Annotated in this window: 26 protein-coding genes; 17 read left to right on the top strand and 9 right to left on the bottom strand. The window is 71.7% G+C overall.

Going from position 1 to position 20,515, the window contains the following annotated elements; genetic code table 11:
- Positions 1 to 13 precede the first annotated feature (13 nt).
- From ABZ192_RS21955 to ABZ192_RS21970, 4 genes are all read left to right on the top strand, one after another.
- Positions 14 to 1,231, top strand: a complete 1,218-nt coding sequence (locus ABZ192_RS21955) for an acyl-CoA dehydrogenase family protein (RefSeq protein WP_356926125.1) — start codon at positions 14 to 16, stop codon at positions 1,229 to 1,231.
- A gap of 94 nt (positions 1,232 to 1,325) precedes the next feature.
- A complete protein-coding gene (locus ABZ192_RS21960) occupies positions 1,326 to 1,784 on the top strand; it encodes an SRPBCC domain-containing protein (protein WP_356926126.1) in 459 nt (152 codons plus the stop codon).
- Positions 1,781 to 2,143 (top strand): metalloregulator ArsR/SmtB family transcription factor, encoded by a 363-nt coding sequence (locus tag ABZ192_RS21965; protein WP_356926127.1) that lies wholly within the window; start codon positions 1,781 to 1,783, stop codon positions 2,141 to 2,143. The genes ABZ192_RS21960 and ABZ192_RS21965 overlap by 4 nt, the downstream gene beginning before the upstream one ends.
- A 2-nt stretch (positions 2,144 to 2,145) precedes the next feature.
- Positions 2,146 to 2,589, top strand: coding sequence for an SRPBCC domain-containing protein (locus ABZ192_RS21970; RefSeq protein WP_356926128.1), 444 nt, complete (start codon positions 2,146 to 2,148; stop codon positions 2,587 to 2,589).
- Here the strand turns inward: ABZ192_RS21970 and ABZ192_RS21975 are convergent.
- Positions 2,573 to 3,214 carry a hypothetical protein gene (locus ABZ192_RS21975; RefSeq protein ID WP_356926129.1) on the bottom strand — a complete coding sequence of 214 codons (642 nt, stop codon included), beginning with the start codon at positions 3,212 to 3,214 and terminating at the stop codon, positions 2,573 to 2,575. The genes ABZ192_RS21970 and ABZ192_RS21975 overlap by 17 nt on opposite strands.
- A 13-nt stretch (positions 3,215 to 3,227) precedes the next feature.
- Positions 3,228 to 3,944, bottom strand: coding sequence for a DUF2071 domain-containing protein (locus tag ABZ192_RS21980; RefSeq protein ID WP_356926130.1), 717 nt, complete (start codon positions 3,942 to 3,944; stop codon positions 3,228 to 3,230).
- A gap of 173 nt (positions 3,945 to 4,117) precedes the next feature.
- Between ABZ192_RS21980 and ABZ192_RS21985 the strand changes: the two genes are divergently transcribed.
- The 4 genes from ABZ192_RS21985 to ABZ192_RS22000 all read left to right on the top strand — a co-directional run bounded on the left by ABZ192_RS21985 (position 4,118) and on the right by ABZ192_RS22000 (position 7,167).
- Positions 4,118 to 4,855: a flavodoxin family protein gene (locus ABZ192_RS21985; protein WP_356926131.1), complete on the top strand. Its 738-nt coding sequence runs from the start codon at positions 4,118 to 4,120 to the stop codon at positions 4,853 to 4,855.
- A gap of 143 nt (positions 4,856 to 4,998) precedes the next feature.
- A complete protein-coding gene (locus ABZ192_RS21990; RefSeq protein WP_356926132.1) occupies positions 4,999 to 5,571 on the top strand; it encodes a DM13 domain-containing protein in 573 nt (190 codons plus the stop codon).
- A gap of 122 nt (positions 5,572 to 5,693) precedes the next feature.
- On the top strand, positions 5,694 to 6,125 hold the full coding sequence (locus ABZ192_RS21995; RefSeq protein WP_356926133.1) for an NfeD family protein: 432 nt from the start codon (positions 5,694 to 5,696) through the stop codon (positions 6,123 to 6,125).
- Between the two features lie 4 nt (positions 6,126 to 6,129).
- Positions 6,130 to 7,167 carry an SPFH domain-containing protein gene (locus ABZ192_RS22000; protein WP_356926134.1) on the top strand — a complete coding sequence of 346 codons (1,038 nt, stop codon included), beginning with the start codon at positions 6,130 to 6,132 and terminating at the stop codon, positions 7,165 to 7,167.
- Between the two features lie 47 nt (positions 7,168 to 7,214).
- Here ABZ192_RS22000 and ABZ192_RS22005 read toward each other — a convergent pair whose 3' ends face one another.
- Positions 7,215 to 7,589 carry a TraR/DksA C4-type zinc finger protein gene (locus ABZ192_RS22005; RefSeq protein ID WP_356926135.1) on the bottom strand — a complete coding sequence of 125 codons (375 nt, stop codon included), beginning with the start codon at positions 7,587 to 7,589 and terminating at the stop codon, positions 7,215 to 7,217.
- Positions 7,590 to 7,647: 58 nt separating this feature from the next.
- Entirely contained in the window at positions 7,648 to 7,962 is a 315-nt protein-coding gene (locus ABZ192_RS22010; protein WP_356926136.1) for a TraR/DksA C4-type zinc finger protein, read from the bottom strand.
- 306 nt (positions 7,963 to 8,268) lie between these two features.
- Here ABZ192_RS22010 and ABZ192_RS22015 point away from each other — a divergent pair, with 306 nt between their 5' ends.
- The 4 genes from ABZ192_RS22015 to secD all read left to right on the top strand — a co-directional run bounded on the left by ABZ192_RS22015 (position 8,269) and on the right by secD (position 12,803).
- Entirely contained in the window at positions 8,269 to 9,222 is a 954-nt protein-coding gene (locus ABZ192_RS22015) for a sensor histidine kinase (RefSeq protein ID WP_356926137.1), read from the top strand.
- A gap of 2 nt (positions 9,223 to 9,224) precedes the next feature.
- Positions 9,225 to 9,935 carry a response regulator transcription factor gene (locus ABZ192_RS22020; protein WP_356926138.1) on the top strand — a complete coding sequence of 237 codons (711 nt, stop codon included), beginning with the start codon at positions 9,225 to 9,227 and terminating at the stop codon, positions 9,933 to 9,935.
- A gap of 57 nt (positions 9,936 to 9,992) precedes the next feature.
- Entirely contained in the window at positions 9,993 to 10,448 is a 456-nt protein-coding gene (locus ABZ192_RS22025; protein WP_356926139.1) for a hypothetical protein, read from the top strand.
- A gap of 84 nt (positions 10,449 to 10,532) precedes the next feature.
- On the top strand, positions 10,533 to 12,803 hold the full coding sequence (gene secD / locus ABZ192_RS22030) for a protein translocase subunit SecD (RefSeq protein ID WP_356926140.1): 2,271 nt from the start codon (positions 10,533 to 10,535) through the stop codon (positions 12,801 to 12,803).
- 83 nt (positions 12,804 to 12,886) lie between these two features.
- Here the strand turns inward: secD and ABZ192_RS22035 are convergent, their stop codons facing one another.
- Positions 12,887 to 13,324: a DoxX family membrane protein gene (locus ABZ192_RS22035; protein WP_356926141.1), complete on the bottom strand. Its 438-nt coding sequence runs from the start codon at positions 13,322 to 13,324 to the stop codon at positions 12,887 to 12,889.
- 86 nt (positions 13,325 to 13,410) lie between these two features.
- Here ABZ192_RS22035 and ABZ192_RS22040 point away from each other — a divergent pair, with 86 nt between their 5' ends.
- Positions 13,411 to 14,112, top strand: a complete 702-nt coding sequence (locus tag ABZ192_RS22040; RefSeq protein ID WP_356926188.1) for a helix-turn-helix domain-containing protein — start codon at positions 13,411 to 13,413, stop codon at positions 14,110 to 14,112.
- Positions 14,113 to 14,164: 52 nt separating this feature from the next.
- A complete protein-coding gene (gene folE, locus ABZ192_RS22045; RefSeq protein WP_356926142.1) occupies positions 14,165 to 14,866 on the top strand; it encodes a GTP cyclohydrolase I FolE in 702 nt (233 codons plus the stop codon).
- 10 nt (positions 14,867 to 14,876) lie between these two features.
- Here folE and ABZ192_RS22050 read toward each other — a convergent pair whose 3' ends face one another.
- Positions 14,877 to 15,767: a LysR family transcriptional regulator gene (locus ABZ192_RS22050; protein ID WP_356926143.1), complete on the bottom strand. Its 891-nt coding sequence runs from the start codon at positions 15,765 to 15,767 to the stop codon at positions 14,877 to 14,879.
- 52 nt (positions 15,768 to 15,819) lie between these two features.
- Positions 15,820 to 16,191: a DUF6223 family protein gene (locus ABZ192_RS22055; RefSeq protein WP_356926144.1), complete on the bottom strand. Its 372-nt coding sequence runs from the start codon at positions 16,189 to 16,191 to the stop codon at positions 15,820 to 15,822.
- Between the two features lie 237 nt (positions 16,192 to 16,428).
- On the opposite strand from ABZ192_RS22055, the gene ABZ192_RS22060 reads away from it, so the two are divergent.
- Genes ABZ192_RS22060 through ABZ192_RS22070 form a run of 3 tightly spaced genes read left to right on the top strand, consistent with a single transcriptional unit; the run spans position 16,429 to position 18,809 of the window.
- Entirely contained in the window at positions 16,429 to 17,556 is a 1,128-nt protein-coding gene (locus ABZ192_RS22060; RefSeq protein WP_356926145.1) for a histidine kinase, read from the top strand.
- Positions 17,553 to 18,215, top strand: coding sequence for a response regulator transcription factor (locus ABZ192_RS22065; protein WP_356926146.1), 663 nt, complete (start codon positions 17,553 to 17,555; stop codon positions 18,213 to 18,215). The genes ABZ192_RS22060 and ABZ192_RS22065 overlap by 4 nt, the downstream gene beginning before the upstream one ends.
- Before the next feature lie 57 nt (positions 18,216 to 18,272).
- The gene (locus ABZ192_RS22070; RefSeq protein ID WP_356926147.1) at positions 18,273 to 18,809 is read left to right on the top strand and encodes a hypothetical protein; all 537 of its coding nucleotides are present in this window, start codon (positions 18,273 to 18,275) and stop codon (positions 18,807 to 18,809) included.
- A 6-nt stretch (positions 18,810 to 18,815) separates the two neighbouring features.
- On the opposite strand, the gene ABZ192_RS22075 is transcribed toward ABZ192_RS22070, so the two are convergent.
- Together ABZ192_RS22075 and ABZ192_RS22080 are read right to left on the bottom strand one after the other, a co-directional pair.
- Complete coding sequence (locus tag ABZ192_RS22075) at positions 18,816 to 19,919, bottom strand: ABC transporter substrate-binding protein (protein ID WP_356926148.1); 1,104 nt, start codon at positions 19,917 to 19,919, stop codon at positions 18,816 to 18,818.
- A gap of 136 nt (positions 19,920 to 20,055) precedes the next feature.
- Complete coding sequence (locus ABZ192_RS22080; protein ID WP_356926149.1) at positions 20,056 to 20,463, bottom strand: peptidase inhibitor family I36 protein; 408 nt, start codon at positions 20,461 to 20,463, stop codon at positions 20,056 to 20,058.
- Between the last annotated feature and the right edge of the window lie 52 nt (positions 20,464 to 20,515).

Raw genomic sequence — 20,515 nt, forward strand, 5'->3', positions numbered from 1 at the left:
GGCGGGAGGTCCCGTGCCCATCCAGTTCGATGTAGACCCGACTGTCACTCAACTCGCCTCGGCCACGGCCGAGTTCGTGCGCGAGGTGGTCATTCCGGCCGAGCGCGAGTGCGGCGGGTCCGTGCACGACGCCCCCGAGGCCCTGCGGGAGACTCTGCAGAAGGCCGCCCGCGATGCGGGGATCTTCGCCCCGCACGTGCCGGCACGCTGGGGCGGACACGGGCTCGACCTGCGCGGGCAGGCGGTCGTGTTCGAAGCGGCGGGCTACTCCCTGCTCGGACCGCTGGCGCTGAACTGCGCGGCCCCGGACGAGGGCAACATGCACCTGCTGGAGAAGGTGGCCACCGAGGAGCAGAAGCAGAGGTATCTGCGTCCGCTCGCGGCGGGGGAGTCGCGGTCCTGCTTCGCCATGACCGAACCGGCTCCCGGGGCCGGCGCCGATCCGCGCTCCCTGCGGACCACCGCGACCCGGGTTCCCGGCGGCTGGCGCATCGACGGGCGCAAGTGGTTCATCACCGGCGCCGAGGGGGCCGGCTTCGCCATCGTCATGGCCCGCACCTCCGGCAGTCCCGGCGACCCGGGTGGCGCCACCATGTTCCTGGTCGACGCCGGCAACCCCGGCATGCGCCACGTCCGGACCATCGAGACCCTCGACGAGTCGCTCTTCGCCGGGCACAGCGAGATCGCGTTCGAGGATTGCGTGGTGGGGGAGGAGCAGGTGCTCGGCGCGGTGGACCACGGCTTCGAGGGCGCCCAGGTCCGGCTCGGTCCCGCCCGGATGACGCACTGCATGCGCTGGCTGGGAGCTGCCCGCCGCGCCCAGGACGTGGCGCTGGAGCGGGCGGGGAGCCGGATGGCGTTCGGCTCGGCGCTGGGAGACCTCGGCATGGTCCAGCAGATGCTGGCCGACTCCGAGATCGACATCGAGGCGAGCCGCGCCCTGATCCTGCGCACGGCCTGGGAACTGGACACCGGCTCCGCAGCCGCCTCGCAGCTCACCTCGGTGTCCAAGACCTTCGTGGCCGAGGCGGTGAACCGGGTGGTCGACCGCGCGGTGCAGATCTGCGGAGCGCTCGGCATCTCGGCCGCCGACGCCCCGCTGGCCCGCCTGTTCCGGGAGGTGCGGCCGTTCCGCATCTACGACGGCCCGTCGGAGACGCACCGGTTCGCCATAGCGCGCCGCGCGCTGCGGCCCCACCGGCAGCCGCGTACGGGCGTCGCCGACGGCTGAGGTCGGCTTCGAGCCCATGCGCAACCAAATGTTGCGCATGGCCGCCCTCTGTCGTACGCTGATACGCAACTAAAGGTTGCGAAAGGCTTCGGGCATGGAACACGGCAGCATCGAGCGCGAGATCCACGTCGACGCGTCACCGGAGGTGGTCTTCGAAGTCGTCAGCAGGCCGGAGCACATGAGGGAGTGGTGGCCGGACGACGCGCGGTTCAAGTCCGTGCCGGGCGCGCCCGGTGAGCTCTTCTGGCGGGACGAGACGACCGGCGAGACGATGACCGTCGCGCTCACCGTCGTCGAGGTCGACCCGCCGTCCCGGTTCTCGTTCAGGTGGTGCTACACCGGCGCCGAACGTGGCGGGGACTCGTTGCTGGTCACCTTCGACCTGCTGCCGACAGAGCAGGGGACCCGGGTGCGGATGACCGAGACCGGGTTCCGCGAGATGGGCTGGGAGATCGCCGTACTCGAGGAGCAGTACCGCGATCACGTGAGCGGCTGGGACCACTACATCCCCCGGCTGGACGCGTACATCGCGCGGCTGGTGTCGGCCTCATGAGCACCCCGGTCGACGACGAGCTGTGGTCGGCGATCGGTGACCCCACCCGGCGCACGCTGATCGACCTGCTCCTGGCGTCCGGGGCCGGAACGGCCACTTCGCTCAGCGCGGGCCTGCCCCTCACCCGGCAGGCCGTGTCCAAACACCTCGCCGTCCTCGACCGGGTCGGGCTGGTCCGTGCCGAGCCGGCCGGCCGCGAGCGGCGTTACCGGGTCGACGAGGCACAACTCGCCCGCGCGGCCGCGCAACTGGCCGCGGTCGGCACGTCCTGGGATGCCCGACTGCGCCGAATCAAGCACATCGCGGAGGCGATCGAACGCAGCCGCGACCACACCGAAGACCACACCGAAGGAGCATGAAGATGCCCGACATCCTGCATCGCATCGGCGCCCTCGCGCCGCTGGCCGACGTCTACCGTGCCATCGCGACGCCCGAGGGCATCGCCGGCTGGTGGACGACCGACACCACCGGCAAGAGCGAGGTCGGCGGGCAGCTCGCGTTCCGCTTCGGCGACGTCGGCGGCTTCGACATGGAGATCCTGGAGCTCGACCCGGTCGGCCGGGTGCGGTGGCGCGTCACGGACGGCCCCGCGGAGTGGATCGGGACCGAGATCGACTGGAACCTCAGCCGGCGCGACGAGTACACGATCGTCCTGTTCAAGCACGAGGGCTGGCGCGAGCCGGTCGAGTTCATGCACCACTGCAGCACCAAGTGGGCGACCTTCCTGCTGAGTCTCAAGGACTTCGTGGAGACCGGACACGGCAGGCCCGCGCCCGACGACGTCCGGATCAGCGACTGGCATTAGGCCGCTCCACTTCCACCGTCGTCGTGACCCGCGTGAGCGTGGGTTTCCGGGGCACCGAAGCGAACCCGAAGCGCACGGGTGGTTCGACCGGTGCCATGACACCGAGATCGTGTCCCTCGAAGGCCGCGGACACCGCGCCGACCGGCCGCATGTCCTGTACGCCGTACCACTCGCGGCGCCGCGCGCCGGTACGGCCGCGGGTGCGCACGTGGGTCGGCAGCAGACGGGCGGGCCCGTTCGTCAGGGCGGCCCACGCCGGGCGGGCGGCGAGCGCGCCGGGCACGGCCGCCAGGAGGACGCCCACCGGCCGTCGCCGGCCCACGGTGAAGACGAGCTCGAAAGGCCCCGCGGTGACCGTCCAGGTGTCGTCCGCGACGCTCACCTCTACCGGCACGACACGCACCGTGTCGAAGCCGTAGGTGGCACTGACGAAGTCCGCCGTCCGGTGCGAGGGGGCGAGCAGCAGCCGTTCCCCGTCGGCCCGCTCGATCATCACGTCGCTGAACGCCCCGAACGGCGACCGCTGCCAGTGCCCCAGCACGACGCGTGTCCCGGAGGAGGTGCCCACGCCCGCGATCCAGCCGTCGAAGCGCAGCCGCGAGCGCCCTCCGCGGGTGCCGCGCATGCGGCTCACGGTGCTACTCCCCGGACCGACCCGGCGACCGACCCGGAGCCGGGACACGCGGCCTCGTAACCCCCAGCCGCACGTGGCGCACTCCTTCCGAGAAGTGCACCAGGGGCTGGGCGGTGGGCGCGGGGAGGCCCGCCGCGCTGGTCAGCGTCTCCTCGAGCACGTCGACGGCGGCGTCCGCCAGCGGCCAGGGCTCGTGTTCGACCGGCGTCTCCCAGAGCACGCCGAGCCGACGGGTGTACGCCCGCCAGCGCGAGGTCAGCCACACGTCCCGCTCGGTGGGTGTGATCGGGTCGCCGGGCCGGACCACCAGGCGGTAGGAGGCCTCGCCGGCCCACCTGGACCCGGCGTACGAAACGGCGTCCCCGTCGAGGGAGACGCTCAGCGTGCCCGGGTGGTACGGCGCGCCGACGGCCCGGGCCGCGAGCATCAGCGGGCAGGCCACCTCGATGGACAGGAACCACAGCCCGTCCGTCCCGTCCCGGTGCCGGACGAAGGTCCGCAGGTTGGTCTCCGCGAACGCCGGGAGCCCCGGCACCGGGGCGGGCACCGCGGGAGGGCGCACATCCGCCATCACGAAGGGGGTGAGCCCCACCCAGGCCGCCCCCTCGTACTCGTCCACCACCAGGTCCTCGGGCAACAGCGCCTGGACCGCGTCCGGCGGAAAGGCCCAGTGGACGAACGTCTGCCTCAGCCAGCCGGCCCGAAGCGCGGGAACGCGCACCCGCTGCTCGGCTCCATACGCGACCACACACGGCGGGTTTCCCGGGGTGGCGGACGGAAACGCAAGGCCGGCCCGCCCGGCCGGTGCGTCGCAACCGGACAGCACGCGGTTTACGCGAGACGCTGCCCCTGGCACCCGCCCCTCACCCTGACCGCTCCCCCCCGGAGTCCGCCATGGAAGCACCGCCGGCCCCGTCCGCCGAGGACGGATACCGCTTCGACGACCTGCACGCCCTCTTCATCAACTGCACGCTCAAGCCGTCGCCCCAGATCAGCCACACCCAGGGACTCATCGACAAGAGCCGGGCGATCATGGAGGCGCAAGGGGTGACCACGCACCTCGTCCGCGCTGTCGACCAGGACATCGCGCCGGGCGTCTATCCCGACATGACCGAGCACGGCTTCGCCACCGACGCCTGGCCGGCGCTGTACGAACAGGTGATGGCCGCGGACATCCTGGTCCTGGCCGGACCCATCTGGCTGGGTGACAACAGCTCCGTCACCAAGCAGGTCATCGAGCGCCTGTACAGCTGCTCCAGCCTGCTCAACTCCCAGGGACAGTACGCCTACTACGGACGGGTCGGAGGGTGTCTGATCACCGGCAACGAGGACGGCGTCAAGCACTGCGCCATGAACGTCCTCTACAGCCTCCAGCACCTCGGCTACACCGTCCCGCCGCAGGCCGACGCGGGCTGGATCGGCGCCGCGGGGCCCGGCCCTTCGTACCTGGACCCCGGCTCGGGCGGCCCGGAGAACGACTTCACCAACCGCAACACCGCCTTCATGACCTGGAACCTGATGCACCTGGCGGCCCTGCTCAAACGCGCCGGAGGGATCCCGGCCCACGGCAACCAGCGCACGGAGTGGGACGCGGGCTGCCGACCAGGGGCGGACAACCCCGAGCATCGCTGAGCGGGACCGGGGGCAGGCTGTTCTCCATCCCCGTGACCGACGGCGCGGCGTAAGAATTTCGTCATCAGCTGCGGGGTGCTGCCGGGCCGCCGGAGTCCGTTGAATGGGAGAGCAACAGGAACGTCTCAGGAGACGAGTGGGGGATGGGACGCGTGCGCAAGGTATTGACCGGGCCGTTGGCCGTCGCGGTGCTGGTGGCGGTGGTCGCCGGGGTCGGCTTCGGGCTGTACTGGTTCCAGCCGTGGAAGCTGTGGCAGGACGAGACCGTCCAAGAGGCGCTGCCCGGGGTCGTGGAGAACTCCGCTCCTCCCGCCGCGGCGCCCTCGGGCGAGCCGTCGGAGCAGCCCTCCCCGGCCAGCGGCCCGCAGACGCTGGCCCGTGGCGAGCTGATCAGCCACGAGCACGCCACATCGGGCACGGTGAAGCTCGTACGGCTGGCCGACGGCTCCCATGTCCTCCGGCTGGAGAACCTCGACACCAGCAACGGACCGGACCTGCGCGTCTGGCTGACCGACGCGCCGGTGAAGCAGGGGCAGGCCGGGTGGCACGTCTTCGACGACGGGAAGTACGTCAGCCTCGGCAAACTGAAGGGCAACAAGGGAAGTCAGAACTACGCCCTGCCCCCTGACGTGGATCCGTCGGGCTACGGCAGCGTGAGCATCTGGTGCGACCGCTTCGACGTGTCATTCGGCGCCGCCGAGCTCGCCCGGGTCTGACGAATCGGCCCGGACCTCTGCCGTCAGGATTTCCTTTCCCAGGGCTATCGCGGCCGTACGATTCGGGGGTCCAATGGTAGGAGTCAGGTTCTCCGCGCCGGCGCCGTCGGAAGAGGCACGCTATGGACCCATGGCTGATCTGGTTGATCATCGCAGCCGTGTTGGCCGCGGCGGAGATCTTCACCCTTACCGCCGCACTCGGAATGCTGAGTGCGGCCGCGCTGGTCACGGCGGGCTCCGCCGCGGTCGGGCTGCCACTGCCGTTGCAATTCCTGGTGTTCACCGTCGTCGCGACAGTCACCGTGCTGTTCGTGCGCCCCATCGCACTGCGCCACGTCTTCCAGCCCCAGACGGAGCGGTTCGGCGTGGACGCACTGGTCGGCAGGGCCGCCTATGTCGTCTCCGAGGTGACGGGCCTGGGCGGCAGGGTCCGCATCGACGGCGAGGAGTGGACGGCCCGCGCCTACGACGAAACGCTGGTGATCCCTGCCGGAAAGACCGTGGACGTCATGGAGATCAGCGGCGCCACCGCGATCGTCTACCCCCGGGACTGAAACCATGGAAACCTCGGCGTTCCTGATTGCCGGCCTGATCGTCGCGCTGATCGCGGTTTTCACCGTGGTGCGGGCGGTCCGCATCGTGCCGCAGGCACGCGCGCGTAATGTCGAGCGACTCGGCCGCTACCACCGGACCCTGAATCCCGGCCTCAGCCTCGTGATCCCCTACATCGACCGTGTTCACCCGGTGATCGACCTACGGGAACAGGTCGTCTCGTTCAAACCGCAGCCGGTCATCACCGAGGACAATCTGGTCGTCGAGATCGACACCGTTCTGTATTTCCAGGTCACCGATCCGCGAGCGGCTTTCTACGAGATCGCGAATTTCCTGCAGGCGGTCGAACAGCTCACCGTCACCACCTTGCGCAACGTCGTGGGATCCATGGACCTGGAAAAGACCCTCACCTCACGGGACACCATCAACAGCCAGCTCCGCGGCGTGCTGGACGAGGCCACCGGCAAGTGGGGACTGAGGGTCAACCGCGTGGAGATCAAGGCCATCGACCCCCCGCAGTCCATCAAGGACGCGATGCAGAAGCAGATGCGAGCCGAGCGGGACAAGCGAGCCGCGATCCTCGGGGCCGAAGGACAACGCCAGTCGCAGATTCTCACCGCCGAAGGCGACAAGCAGGCCGCCGTCCTGCGCGCGGAGGGAAACCGCACGGCCGCGATCCTCCAGGCCGAGGGCCAGTCCCGGGCCATCGACGAGGTGTTCCAGGCCGTGCACCGCAACGACCCGGACCCGAAGCTGCTGGCCTGGCAGTACCTCCAGACGCTGCCCCAGCTCGCGCAGGGCCCCGGCAACAACTTCTGGGTGATCCCCAGCGAGATCACCGCCGCACTCCAGGGCATGTCCCGCGCCTTCACCGAGGTGTTGCCCCGGTCGCCGGCCACCGTCGAGAAGCCTTCGGACGACATGGCCGCCCAGGCCGCCGACGACACCGCACAGGCGGCGCAAGCCGCTGCCGCGGCCCTCGCCGACGCCGCCAAGGCCGAGGGGACCCGCCCCGACGCCCTCCCGTCCCACCCGCCTCGCTGACGGCCGGCGGCGTCTCTGCGAGAACCCGCGTCGGACCTGTGCGCCGGTCACGGGAGCGCCTCCTTGACCTGCTGGCAGCGGGCGCAATAGCGGGCCTGCGGCACGATCATCAGCCGTTGCCGGTCGACGGGGCGCCGGCACAGGTGGCAGGTGCCGTAGGAGCCCTGACGCATGCGGGTGAGGGCCGCTTCGACGTCGGCGAGGACCATACGGGCGGACGCCGCGAGCTTGACGCGGACCTCCGCCTGCGCGGCGGCCTGCCGCCGGTTGCGGTCCTCGGCACGGGAGGTGGCGGGGCCGGCGAGCTGGCGCAGTTGTTCTTGGCGGAACAGACGCTGCTCGTGCAGGTTCTCGCGCAGCGCGACGAGGTCGTCTGCCGACAGGTGGGTCGTGCTCTCGCCGATGGTCTGGTCGGTCACCACGTCACCCCTTTGAGGCAGGTCGTAGAAGGTTCGGTACGGGCGTCGGGCAGTCGGTCGGTCAGGCGGTGCGGCGGCGGCAGGCGACGCAGTAGCGGGTGTAGGGGAGGATCTCCAGGCGTTCCGCGGGGACGGGTTTGGCGCAGCCGAGGCACGTTCCGTAGGTGCCGTCATCGATGCGGGCGAACGCTTCCTCGATCTCTTGGAGGACCCGCTCCATCGCGGTCTTCTGGACGGCCAGCAGGGGGTCGTCGTCCGCGCTGGGGCCGGTCTCGTCGAGGGCCCGCAACTGCGCCAGCCGTGAGGTGCGGGCGTGCTCCAGACGTTGACGGGCGTCGTGCAGACGGGGCTCGGCCCGGGTGACATCGAGCGACATGGTCGGTCCCTTTCTCGGCGGCACAGGCGGCACGGGCGGCATACCTGGGCGGTTCGTGTCTCTTCCACCCTGGCCGGGCCGGTGGCGGATACCTATCGGGCGCGGGGCCCATTTGTGCCGGGGCGGGGGATGCACGCGGCCGCGTCGTGGGTGGTGCACGACCGGGGAAATGGGGGTCGGGCCCCATCGACGGGGCGCTCGGGACCGGGCAGGCTCTTTCGAGGGGTTCCGGGAGTTTCCGGGGTTCCGGGAGTTCCAGGGGGCCCAGCGGTTCCAGGCGTTTTCCAGGAGAGAGGCTGAGGGCGGGTGTCCTTGTTCTGGCGGATCTTCGCCCTCAACGCCGTGGTGCTGGGCACGGCCACGGCCCTGTTGCTGTGGGCCCCGGTGACCGTCTCCGTGCCCGTCCTGCTCACCGAGGCGATCATCCTCGTCGGGGGCCTGGTCGTCATGCTGGTCGCCAACGCCGCGCTGCTCAGGCTCGGCCTGGCCCCGCTGGGCCGGCTCACGAAGCTGATGACCACCGTGGACCTGCTGCGTCCCGGCCAGCGCCTGCCCGCATCCGGCGGCGGCGAGATCACCGAGGTGATCCGTACGTTCAACGCCATGCTGGAGCGGCTGGAGCACGAAAGGGCCACCAGCAGTGCCCGGGCCCTGCTGGCTCAAGAGGCCGAACGGCGCCGCATCGCGCAGGAACTGCACGACGAGGTCGGCCAGAGCATGACCGCGATCCTGCTGGAGCTCAAGCGCGCCTCGGACGAGGCACCGCCGCCGCTGCGCGAGCAGTTGCACGAGGTCCAGGAGATCACCCGGGAGAGCCTGGACGAGGTCCGCCGCCTGGCGCGCAGGCTGCGGCCCGGTGTGCTCGACGACCTGGGCCTGGTCAGCGCGCTGACCTCGCTCACCGAGGACTTCGCCACCCACACCGGGTTGCAGGTCACCCGCCGTTTCGATGCCGACCTGCCGGCCCTGGGGCCGGAGACGGAACTGGTCCTGTACCGCGTCGCCCAGGAGTCGATGACCAACGTCGCCCGGCACGCGGACGCCACACGGGTCACCGTCGCCCTGCGTCACACCGACGACCACGTGGTGCTGGCCGTCACCGACGACGGCTGCGGTGTCGAGGCCCCCCGGGAAGGCGCCGGCATCCGCGGCATGCGCGAGCGGGCCCTGCTCATCGGCGGCAGCCTCGAGATCACCCCGGCACCCGACACCGGCACCCGGGTCCAGCTCACCGCGCCCGTATCCAGGAAGCAGCCCTGACCATGCCCGAAGCGACCACGACGACCCCGACCGCCACGACCGCGACGACCGCGACGTCGGGGACGAGCACGATCCGCATCCTGCTCGCCGACGACCATGCGCTGGTGCGCCGGGGCGTACGGCTCATCCTCGACCGGGAACCGGACCTCGAAGTGGTCGCCGAAGCCGGGAACGGCGCCGAGGCCATCGAGATGGCCCGCACCCGCGAAGTCGACCTGGCTGTGCTGGACATCGCCATGCCGCGTCTGACCGGCCTCCAGGCCGCCCGGGAACTGGCCGCCCTCAAGCCGGGCCTGCGGATCATGATGCTCACGATGCACGACAACGAGCAGTACTTCTTCCAGGCCCTGAAGGCCGGGGCGAACGGGTACGTGCTGAAGTCCGTCGCCGACCGGGACCTGGTCGCCGCGTGCCGGGCCGCGATGCGGGACGAGCCCTTCCTGTATCCGGGCGCGGTCACCGCGCTGATCCGCAACTACCTCGACCGGGCCCGCCACGGCGAGGAGACGCCCGAGCAGATCCTCACACCCCGCGAGGAAGAGGTCCTCAAGCTGGTGGCCGAGGGGCACTCGTCCAAGGAGATCGCCGACCTGCTGTTCATCAGCATCAAGACCGTCCAGCGGCACCGCGCCAACCTGCTCCAGAAACTCGGCCTGCGCGACCGCCTGGAACTCACGCGGTACGCCATCCGTGCCGGCTTGATCGAGGCCTGAGCCGCGGCCCGCACCGCGCTCCACCCACCGAGCACCACGATGAAAGGGGGACGGTGCATGCACCACACCGCGCGCACCGCCCCCGCCGCCGGTGGAGCCCGGCCCCACGTCACGTTCCTGGCGGCCGTCCTCCTGGCGCTGCTGGCCACACTCGGCATCGCCGGTCCGCCACCCGGCACGACGACCGAGCCGGTGGCCACCGCCGTGGCAGCGGTCGACCGGCACGCGGGCAGCGGTCCGGGCACCGACGACGGATGCGACACCGTCTGCACCAACGCGCCGCGCGCCGACGACGGATGCGACACCCTCCGCGCCATCCGGGCGACAACCCGCCCGGACCCGCACAGCGAGCACCCCGCCCCGCGCGGGCACCTCGCCACCTGCATCCCCGGCACGGACGTCACGCCACCCGTCGCCCCGCACCTCCCGGCACCGGCCGCGCACCTCCCCTCCTCGGATCCCCACGCACTCCGTGACCGTGGGCGAGCACCCCCTGTGTCCTCCGGCATCTGACACCCCCACACCCCCCTTTTCCTCTCCTCGACAGCACCACGGCCATGCCCGCGTGGCCGTGGTCGCGCATGCCGGAGGCCCCCGTTGAACCGTTCCCTGCGCGTGAGGGCGCTGCTCGCCCTCGCCGTGATCGCCCTCTCCCTCTCCATCGCCGTCACCGTGCCGGTCCGTCTCGGACTCGACCTGCGCGGCGGTACGCAACTCGTGCTGGAGACCCGCTCCACGCCCACCACCGACGCCGGCCGTGAGGCCACCGACCGCACCCTGGAGGTGCTGCGCGGCCGTATCGACGGACTGGGCGTCGCCGAACCCACCCTCGTCCGCTCCGGTGAGAACCGGATCATCGTCGAACTGCCCGGCGTACAGGACCCGAAGCGGGCGGCCGAGGTGCTGGGCCGTACCGCGCAGCTCACCTTCCACCCGGTGCTCGGCACCGCCGACCGTACCGCCGACCGCCCCGATGAGCCCTCCCAGCCGCTGCCGGAGCAGCAGCCCCGGGAACGCGTCCTGCCCGACGAGTCCGGCACGCCGTTGCGCCTCGGGGCCGCGGCGCTGACCGGCGAGGACGTCAAGGAGGCCGCCGCCCGGTTCGACCAGCAGGGCGGAGCCGGATGGCATGTCACCGTCGGCTTCGAGGGGGACGGTCGCGCCGGCTGGGCCCGGCTGACCGGTGAGGCCGCCTGTCACCCGGCGGGCGACCCGGCGCGGCGGGTGGCCATCGTCCTCGACGACAAGGTCATCTCCTCGCCGCAGGTCGACCCGTCCGTCGCCTGCCGGACCGGAATCCGCGACGGGGCCACGCAGATCACGGGCTCCTTCACGCCGGAGGAGGCCCGTGAACTCTCCCTGCTCGTCAACGGCGGAGCCCTGCCCGTGCCCGTCGAGACCGTGGAGCAGCGCACCGTCGGCCCGACCCTGGGGGCGCAGGCCATCACCGCGAGCGCCTGGGCGGCGGCCCTCGGCACCGCGCTGACCTCGCTGTTCATCATCGGCGTCTACCGGCTGATGGGTGTCCTGGCCGCGGTCGGCCTGGTCTGCTACGGCCTCGTCTCCTACGCCGCCCTGGCCGCGCTCGGCGCCACCCTGACCCTGCCGGGCCTGGCCGGTTTCGTCCTCGCGATCGGCATGGCCGTGGACGCCAACGTGCTGGTCTTCGAACGGGCCCGCGAGGAGTACGCGGCCCGCCGGAGTTCCAGTACCCGCTCGGCGCTGGCCGCCGGTTTCCGCAACGCCTTCAGCGCGATCGCCGACTCCAACATCACCACGCTGATCGCGGCCGCTCTGCTGTTCTTCCTCGCCTCCGGGCCGGTGCGCGGCTTCGGCGTCACCCTGGGCATCGGTGTGCTCGCCTCCATGTTCAGCGCGCTGGTGATCACCCGCGTGCTCGCCGAGGTCGCCGTGAGCCGTCCCCGGGTACGCCGCCGCCCCCGCCTCACCGGCATCGCCGGCACCGGCGCGGTCCGCGACCGCCTCACCCGCCGCAACCCCCGGCTGATGCGCCGGCCGGGCCGCTGGCTGGCCGTGTCGGCCGCCGCGCTGGTCCTGGCCGGCTCGGGCATCGCGGTGCGCGGCATCGACCTCGGCGTGGAGTTCACCGGTGGCCGCCTGATCGAGTACGCCACCACCAGCCCCGTCGACCCCGACCGGGTCCGCACCGCGCTGGCCGACGCCGGGTTCCCCCGGGCCGTCGTCCGGTCGTCCGGCGAAGCGGGCCTGACCGTGCGCACCGAACCGCTGACCAACGCCGAGGAGACGGAGGTCACCGGTGCCGTGCGCGATCTCGGGGGCGGAGCGGACAAGGTCCGTGACGAACTGGTCGGCCCCAGCCTGGGGGAGGAGCTGCGCCGGGGTGCCCTGATCGCGCTCGCCGTGGCTCTGGGTGCCCAGTTCGTGTACCTCGCGGCACGTTTCCGCTGGGTGTTCGGCACCGCGGCGGTCGTCGCCCTCGCCCACGACGTGTTGATCCTCGTCGGTGTCTTCGCCTGGCTCGGCAGGCCTGTCGACGGGGTGTTCCTGGCGGCCCTGCTCACCGTCATCGGCTACTCGGTCAACGACTCCGTGGTCCTCTTCGACCGCATCAGGGAACTCGCCCGACGGACCCCCGGGGTGCCGCTGCCCGACCTCACCGACCGGGCCGTCGTGCAGACCCTGCCCCGGACCGTGAACACGGGTCTGGGCGCCGCGTTCATCCTCACCGCCCTCGCCGTGCTCGGCGGGTCTTCGCTCACCGACTTCGCGCTGGCCCTGCTCATCGGCCTCGTGGTCGGTACGTACTCCTCCGTCCTCACCGCCGCCCCGGTGGCGATCCGGCTCCACCACCGCACCCCGCCCCGGCAGCCGTCCGTCCGCACCTGACCCGGTCGGGGGGCCGGACGCGGGTGAGGCGGGTGAGCCGCTTGACGCTCACCCGCCTTCCCCCGTCCGTCCGCGCCGCCGTGTCAGTGCGGCTGCCGCTCGCCGTGGTAGCGCTGGGCGAGCCGGGCGAGGGCGACCGCGCCGAGCAGGAGGCCGAAGTCGCGCAGCGCGATGTCGTAGTAGTCCGGGATGGTCAGCAGGTTGACGATGATGCCGGCCAGCCAGCCGGCCACCAGCCAGGCCCCCAAGCGCGGGGCGAGAGCGACGGCGAGACCGGCGACGATCTCGACGGCACCGACGGCGTACATGGCGGCCTGGGCGCTGCCGGGCACGATGTCGTCGATCCACGGCGCGAGGTACGCGGGCCAGTCGACGAGCAGGTTGGTGAACTTGTCCAGCCCGAACAGGATCGGTGCCACGGTGAACCCGACGCGCAGGATGACGAACGCCTGGTAGCCGGGGTCGCCGAGCGCGGCCCGCCGGGACGCGACGGACGGGGAGGGGTGGGTTGCGGACGTCATGGCGCACCGTTCCTTCTATCGACAACTCTCACTGACAATAGAAGCGCGGGCGGCTTCTTTAGTCAATGCCCATGGGTTTTACACTGGTGTTCGTGGACCACCCGAAAGAAGCACCCCACCCGAACGTCTCCGCCGTCGCCGCCCTGGACGAGCCGACCCGCAGGCGCCTCTACGACCACGTCGTGCGCCAGCCGGGGCCGGTCAGCCGCGACGAGGCCGCCGCCGCACTCGGCCTGGCGCGCCAGACCGCGGCCTTCCACCTGGACCGCCTGGCCGACGAGGCACTCCTCGACGTCGTCTACGAACGCCGCAGCGGCCGCACCGGCCCGGGAGCGGGCAGGCCGGCCAAGCTCTACAAGCGCTCCGCCAAGCAGGTCACCGTCAGCCTGCCCGAGCGGCACTACGAGCTGGCCGGACGGCTCCTCGCGCAGGCCCTGGAGGAATCCGAGGCCACGGGCGAACCGGTCCGCGCCGTCCTGCACCGCAAGGCCCACCGTCTCGGCGGCCGGCTCGCCGCACAGGGCGGCCCAGGGGTGTTCGACCTCCTGGAGCGGTACGGGTTCGAGCCCCGCCTCGACGGCGACGCGATCGTGCTGGGCAACTGCCCCTTCCACGCGCTCGCCCGCGAACACACCCAGACGGTGTGCGGCATGAACCTCCACCTGCTCCGGGGTGTCCTCGACGGTCTCGAGGACAGCAGTCTCCACGCCCGCCTGGCGCCCAGCCCCGGTCACTGCTGCGTCCGTCTGGAGCCGGCTTCCGCACCGCCCCCGACCGCGAGTCCCTGACGCACCACTCGCCGCCCGCCAGCCCCCTTCCCCGTCACACGAGAGGCACGTCATGGATCTCGCCGGACCGATCAACAGCCACGCATCGGGCAGCCACCCATCGGGCACCGCCGACCTGCCCGCCCCCTCCGCGAGCATCCCCCGCCCGCAGACGGCGGCACCCGCCCCCACCCCCCTGCGCGTCGTTCACGACACCGACGGCATAGACCTGGCCGAAGCCGAACGCGCCGCCGCACGCTTCCTCGCCGCACTCGGCATCGACACCAGCACCGAGAGCCTGCACGGCACACCGGGCCGCATGGCCCGCGCCTACGCCGAACTGTTCAGCCCCCGCCCCTTCGACCTGACGACCTTCCCCAACGACGAGGGCTACGACGAACTCGTGCTGGCCCGCAGCATCCCGGTGCGCTCGGTCTGCGAGCACCATCTGCTGCCCTTCACCGGCACCGCCCACGTCGGCTATCTCCCCGGCCACCGCATCCTCGGCCTGTCCAAACTGGCCCGCGTGGTCGAGCACTTCGCCTGCCGGCCCCAGGTCCAGGAACGCCTGACCAAGCAGGTCGCCGACTGGCTCCAGGCCCATCTCGAACCCAAGGGCGTCGGCGTCGTCATCGAAGCCGAGCACAGCTGCATGACCCTGCGCGGTGTCCAGGCCACGGGCTCCAGCACGCTCACCTCCACCCTCCTCGGCACACTCCGCCACGACGCCCGCTCACGCGCCGAGTTCCTGTCCCTGACGGGGCTGCACTCCTGACCGGCTTGATCTAAGCGGTGCTGTCGGCGGCCGAGGTGGCGGCCGTGACGAACGCGGCGGCCGCGGGCGACAGGCTGCCGCGGCGGCCGACGAGGGCGATGTCCAAGGTGGTCTCCGGCTCGATGTCCAGGACGCGGGCGCCCAGTCGCCGGGCGACGTCCCGCCAGGAATCCGTGACCACCGCGAGCCCGACCCCGGCCAGAACCAGGGGCATGAGCGACACGCGGTGCTCGGTCTCGGCGGCGACGGTGAACTCGATGCCCTGCTCCCGCAGCGCGTCGACGTAGGCGCGCATCCCGGTACCAGGCTGCCCGACGATCAGCCGCTGTCCCGCGAGTTCCCGCCACTCCACCGCCGTCCGATCAGCGAAGGGACCGTCGCCCGGCACCACCAGCACAAAGCGCTGCCGCCCCAGCGCATGGGAGAAGACCTCCTTGTCGGAGACCGGACCGGCGGACGCCAGGAGTCCCAACTCCACGGCACCCGTGCGCACCATGTCGATCACATCACGCGACGTGAACGCCGCCTTGATGGCCACCGAGACGCCGGGGTACCGGTGGCTGAAGGCACTCACCAAGGTCGTCAGCGGCTCCACCGCCTGCGACGGCATCGACGCCACATCCAGGCGCCCCTCACGCAGCTCATGCACCGCCGCGACACTGGCCCGTGCCGTCTCCAGACTCCGCACGGCCTCCCGGGCCGGCTCGATCAGGGCCCTTCCGGCCTCCGTCAGGACTGCCCTGCGCCCGATGCGATGGAACAGCTCGGAGCCGAGATCACGCTCCAGTGCCCGCACGGCCTGCGACAGCGACGGCTGCGACACGTACAGAGCCGAGGCCGCACGGTTGAACCCCCCACGATCAACGATCGCAAGGAAGTACTCCAGCTGTCGAACGTCCATACGAGCCCTCTGCCCTCTGAAGTGCGAACCACCGATGCACCGACCGTAATCGTCAGGAACCCGGACGTACGCTCGTGTCCGCTCCGGTGCGGCGCGCCCGGGCCAGGACCAGCCGGCCTAGGACCGTGGCGCCGAGCCCCACCCCCATCGCCACATAGGCCCCGCCCAGCCCGTTGCCGGTGCCGAGACCGCCGTCGGCGGTGGCCGCGACCAGCCCGCCGAGGGCCAAGCCGATCAGCCCCGCCACCATGGCCGCCCCGGCCACGAGAGACGGATTGACGGAGCCGATACGGCCGGCCGGGCGGGCCAGGGCCAGCCCGGCGATGACGAGGCCGGCCAGCCCCAGCAGCGCGCCCGTGGTGGCTCCGAGACGCCCGAGGCCGAAGTCGAAGACGCCGGCGGCGAACAGGTGGTGAGCGGACATCGAGATGCTCCTTCTCTTCCTATGACGGGGTGTCACACGATGACGGAGTGTCACCCGAGCATGTCCGCCCGGGCCGGCCCCCGTCGTCCGGCGGACGCGGACACTTCGCGCTGCCGCCGACGCCGCAGCGGCCTACCGCGAAAGCCGCAGGAACTGCCCACGTACTGCGTGTGCGGTAGCCGGCCCCTCGCCCGCGAGGCGGACTCGCCCGGGGCGGCGGCCGGTTAGGGTGCGCGCATGAGTGCAGGTGGGACCCGCGTACGGGCCCTTGTCGGAGACTGGGTCATCGCCGTGGGCGTGGCGGGGGCGCTGCTGGTCACGGGAGTGTCCGGGCGCCCCTCGGCCACGGACCAGGACGTGCTCGGGTACGCGCTGCTGACCGCCGGCGGGCTGGCACTGGCCGCGCGCCGCCGGGCTCCGGTCGCCGTCCTGGCCGTCACCGGGGTGTGCGCGGTGGCGTATCAGGCGGCCGGCTTCGATGTGCCCGCCGTCGCCTACCTGTTCGCGGTGTACGCGGCCGTGCGGGCGGGACACCGGGGCGCCGCCGTTGCCGCGAGCCTGACCGTGCTGGCCGCTCTCCCTCTCGCGGCTCTCGCCTCCGGCCTCCACGACACGGGTGAGGCGTTCGCGCAGGCCCGGGGCGCCCTCGAGATCGCCTGGCTGATCGCCGCCGGCGCCGCGGGAGAGGCGCTGCGGCAGGCCGAGCGGCGGGCGGACGAGGCCGAACGCACCCGGGAGGAGACCGCGCGACGCCGCGCCGACGAGGAACGGCTGCGCATCGCACGGGAACTGCACGATTCCCTGACCCATCAGATCTCGGTCATCAAGGTGCAGGCCGACGCGGCCGTCCATGTGGCCGGCAGACGAGGCGAAGAGGTGTCGGAGGCCCTGCTGGCGATCCGGGAGGCCGGCCGCGAGGCGGCCCGGGAGTTGCGCGTGACGCTGGAGGCGCTGCGTGACGACGACACGACCCCGCCGCGCGGACTCGACGACGTGCCCGACCTGGTGGAACGGGCCGGCAGAACCGGTCTGAAGGCGACCCTGACGATCGAGGGGCAGCGGCACGAGGTGCCGGCCGCCGTGGGCCGGACCGTCTACCGGATCGTTCAGGAGTCGCTGACCAACATCGCCCGGCACGCGGACGCCGGCACGGCCTCGGTCCGCATCGACTGCCGTCCGGACGCCCTCGCCCTCCGCATAGACGACGACGGCAAGGCCACACCCGCTCTCGCGCCGACACCCGGCGTCGGGCTGCAGGGCATGCGCGAGCGCGTCACCGCCCTCGGCGGCCGGCTGCGGGCGGAGCCGCGCGGCGAGGGCGGTTTCACCGTCCAGGCCGAACTGCCCCTGGACGGGGCGTCATGATCCGAGTCCTGCTCGTCGACGACCAGCCGCTCATCCGCAGCGGATTCCGCGCGCTCCTCGACCTGGAGGACGACATCGAGGTGGTGGCGGAGGCCGCCGACGGCGGCGCGGGCCTGGAGCTCGCCCGGAAGCACCTGCCCGACGTCGCGCTCGTCGACATCCAGATGCCCGTCGTCGACGGCATCGAGGCGACCCGGCGCATCGCCGCGGACCCGGCCCTGGCCGGGGTGCACGTCGTCATCCTGACCAACTACGGCCTCGACGAGTACGTGTTCGACGCGCTGCGCGCCGGCGCCGCCGGATTCCTTGTCAAGGACATCGTGCCGGAGGACTTCCTGCACGCCGTACGCGTCGCGGCGCGCGGCGACGCCCTGCTCGCCCCCTCGATCACCCGCAAGCTGATCAACCGGTACGTCACCCAGCCGCTCCCCAGCCACACCGGTGGGGCGCTGGAGGAGTTGACCGGCCGCGAACGCGAGGCCGTCGTCCTGGTCGCGCGGGGCCTGTCCAACGACGAGATCGCCGACCGTCTGGTGATCAGCCCCCTCACCGCGAAAACCCACATCAACCGGGCCATGACCAAGCTCCACGCCCGTGACCGCGCCCAACTCGTGGTCCTCGCCTACGAATCCGGCCTGGTGGCCCCACGCGACTGTTGAAGGAGGGCTACTGTACGAACACGCCGCGCCGCTCTCGGTCAACCGAGGAGGAAACCTGTGTCATCGCCCTGCGACCCCGAGCACGCTCCCGCCGGAGATGTGGGCGCGGCACTCATGATGATCGACTCCCGGCTCAAGGCCGTCTACGACGGCAGGTCCGGGACCGACGCCGAACAACAAGCGCTGACCGAGCAGTTCGCCGTGTCCCTGGGGCCGCGCGGGGTCGACGACATCCTCGACGGCGCGTGCACGCTCATCTACATGTTCATGCAGTGGCTGCGGATGGCCTACGAGGACCACGACAAGGACGTCATCGAGTGCGTCGTGCCCAACCTCGTCGCCACGATGCGCATGATGCCCAGAAGCGTCCGTCCCGAGGCCATCCCCACCATGGCCGGACTGCTCGTCGCGGCCGGCACCGGCCTGAGCCCCAGCCTGTGGCGCAAGCAGTACGGGGACTGGACCATGGACGAGATGAATCCCCTGGAAGCCACCGCCTTCCTCCTCGCGGAGCACATCAACCGCCTCACCGACGACCGCGACTTCGCCACCCGCATGATCACCGAAGCCCTGACCAGGGCGGACGAGGCCTGAGGCAGTTCACAGCAGCCGGAAGCGATCCGGATGCGTCGGGTCTCGGTCGACGACCTGGATCGGTGGCGCGGTCCATTGCCACACGTTGATGCCCGGCACGCGGGAGAACCGGATCCGGCCGCGCGTGCCTGCCACGTCCACGCGCTGCCAGGATTCGGCCGTGCGCACCCGGTCCGTGCCGTGCGTGCGCAGCAGGTCGGTGAGGACGGTGATCGTGTCGTAGCCCTCGAAGGCCACGAAGGAGGGTGCTTCGGCCAGGTGTTCGCGGAGGGCCGTCTCGACTCGGGTGCCGAGTGGGCCGAGGTGCTCGGGCCGGTAGCGCAGGAACGGGATCGCGGCGCCTTCGGCGCCCAGTAGTGTCGCCCATTCCGTGAACTCCGGCTGCCCGGCCGGGGCGCCGATCATGATCCCGGCGAGGCGCTGGTCGCGGCGGACGGACCGGACGATGGGCACGGCCGGTTCCGGGTGGCCGACCAGAAGGAGGAGGGCTGTCGCGCGGTGGTCGACGAGTTCGTCGCTCAGGGCCGCGGGGGTGAGCCCGCCCGCGTCGAGCTCGATGACGGTGCCGCCGCGCGGAGTGAGGTGGTCCCGCAGAATGCGGATGCCGGACGCCCAGTAGACACTCGGCTGGGCGGCTACGGCGATGCGGCTGTGGCCCGCGCCGAGGAGGAAGTCCGCGTAGACCTGCCAGCCCCGGGACTGCGGCGGGGAGAGGCGCGCGACCCACTGCGTCGGCTGTTCGGTGAGCGCGTCGAGTACCGCTGACGAGCAGAGGAACGGCAGCCCGAGCGCGTCCGCCCGGGCGGCAGCGGCACGAGCGACGACGCTGTGATACTCCCCGGCCAGGGCGGCCACGCCCAGGCCGGCCAACTCGTCCACGGCGGCCGAAGCCCTCCGCGGATCAGCCGCGGTGTCCCGGACCACCAGCTCCAGCGGCCTTCCGGCGATCCCGCCCGCGCCGTTGACCTCGCCCACGGCAAGTTCCAGCCCGGCGAGCAGGTGCCGGCCCGCCTCGACCCACCCAGGCCGGGTCAGCGGAACGAGAGCACCGATCCGGATGGCTGATCCGTCAGTCCGCTCCGCTCCAGGGGGCCGTGGCGGCGTATGCATGGGCGGGCGCCTCCCGCGCGACGATTCCGTTGCCGAAACCTACATCACCCCAGGTCCCGAGGACCGGCCACCGCCCCGCCGACCCAGGGCCGTGCACTCCAGGACGACGGCCGCCGGAACGGGTGTCACCGAGCGATCAGCACTCGCCTCCCCACCGGTAGGAGCCGATGTTCACGGCGCCGGCGAAGTTGCCGCGCCCTTCGGCCCATCCGTAGTGCAGGCACCCGTGCATGGTGCCCGAGTAGTTGGCGTTGTTGTACACACGCACGTGATCCTGGCCGGGAGAGGCGTAGCCGTTGTTGAAGAACGAGCGGCGAGTGCCACAGCTCGAGTCGGAGATCGACGATTCCGACCTGCACCAGGAGCCGGTCCCGTCGGCGCCCGAGTAGAAGCAGACGTACCCCTGCGGACACTCCCAGGCCTGCGCCGACCGCCCGAACTGCAGGCCGGTCGACTCCTGGTGCGCCGCGCTCGACGGCGCGGTCATCAGGCCGAGAGCTGCGACGGTGGCGGCACCCCCGGCGAGCAGCATGCGTAACCTCATGCGTCCTTCCCCCTTCTTGGACGGGCCCGGACCTCGGTCGGTCCGGTCCGGG

The sequence above is a fragment of the Streptomyces sp. NPDC006235 genome, from assembly GCF_040613735.1.
In the GTDB taxonomy this organism is placed as follows: Bacteria; Actinomycetota; Actinomycetes; order Streptomycetales; family Streptomycetaceae; genus Streptomyces.

Coding starts and splice junctions, on each gene's coding strand:
- ABZ192_RS21960 (WP_356926126.1), top strand. CDS start 1,326: ATGGAACACGGCAGCATCGAGCGCGAGATCCACGTCGACGCGTCACCG.
- ABZ192_RS21965 (WP_356926127.1), top strand. CDS start 1,781: ATGAGCACCCCGGTCGACGACGAGCTGTGGTCGGCGATCGGTGACCCC.
- ABZ192_RS21970 (WP_356926128.1), top strand. CDS start 2,146: ATGCCCGACATCCTGCATCGCATCGGCGCCCTCGCGCCGCTGGCCGAC.
- ABZ192_RS21975 (WP_356926129.1), bottom strand. CDS start 3,214: ATGCGCGGCACCCGCGGAGGGCGCTCGCGGCTGCGCTTCGACGGCTGG.
- ABZ192_RS21985 (WP_356926131.1), top strand. CDS start 4,118: ATGGAAGCACCGCCGGCCCCGTCCGCCGAGGACGGATACCGCTTCGAC.
- ABZ192_RS21990 (WP_356926132.1), top strand. CDS start 4,999: ATGGGACGCGTGCGCAAGGTATTGACCGGGCCGTTGGCCGTCGCGGTG.
- ABZ192_RS21995 (WP_356926133.1), top strand. CDS start 5,694: ATGGACCCATGGCTGATCTGGTTGATCATCGCAGCCGTGTTGGCCGCG.
- ABZ192_RS22000 (WP_356926134.1), top strand. CDS start 6,130: ATGGAAACCTCGGCGTTCCTGATTGCCGGCCTGATCGTCGCGCTGATC.
- ABZ192_RS22010 (WP_356926136.1), bottom strand. CDS start 7,962: ATGTCGCTCGATGTCACCCGGGCCGAGCCCCGTCTGCACGACGCCCGT.
- ABZ192_RS22020 (WP_356926138.1), top strand. CDS start 9,225: ATGCCCGAAGCGACCACGACGACCCCGACCGCCACGACCGCGACGACC.
- ABZ192_RS22025 (WP_356926139.1), top strand. CDS start 9,993: ATGCACCACACCGCGCGCACCGCCCCCGCCGCCGGTGGAGCCCGGCCC.
- ABZ192_RS22035 (WP_356926141.1), bottom strand. CDS start 13,324: ATGACGTCCGCAACCCACCCCTCCCCGTCCGTCGCGTCCCGGCGGGCC.
- folE (WP_356926142.1), top strand. CDS start 14,165: ATGGATCTCGCCGGACCGATCAACAGCCACGCATCGGGCAGCCACCCA.
- ABZ192_RS22050 (WP_356926143.1), bottom strand. CDS start 15,767: ATGGACGTTCGACAGCTGGAGTACTTCCTTGCGATCGTTGATCGTGGG.
- ABZ192_RS22055 (WP_356926144.1), bottom strand. CDS start 16,191: ATGTCCGCTCACCACCTGTTCGCCGCCGGCGTCTTCGACTTCGGCCTC.
- ABZ192_RS22060 (WP_356926145.1), top strand. CDS start 16,429: ATGAGTGCAGGTGGGACCCGCGTACGGGCCCTTGTCGGAGACTGGGTC.
- ABZ192_RS22065 (WP_356926146.1), top strand. CDS start 17,553: ATGATCCGAGTCCTGCTCGTCGACGACCAGCCGCTCATCCGCAGCGGA.
- ABZ192_RS22075 (WP_356926148.1), bottom strand. CDS start 19,919: ATGCATACGCCGCCACGGCCCCCTGGAGCGGAGCGGACTGACGGATCA.
- ABZ192_RS22080 (WP_356926149.1), bottom strand. CDS start 20,463: ATGAGGTTACGCATGCTGCTCGCCGGGGGTGCCGCCACCGTCGCAGCT.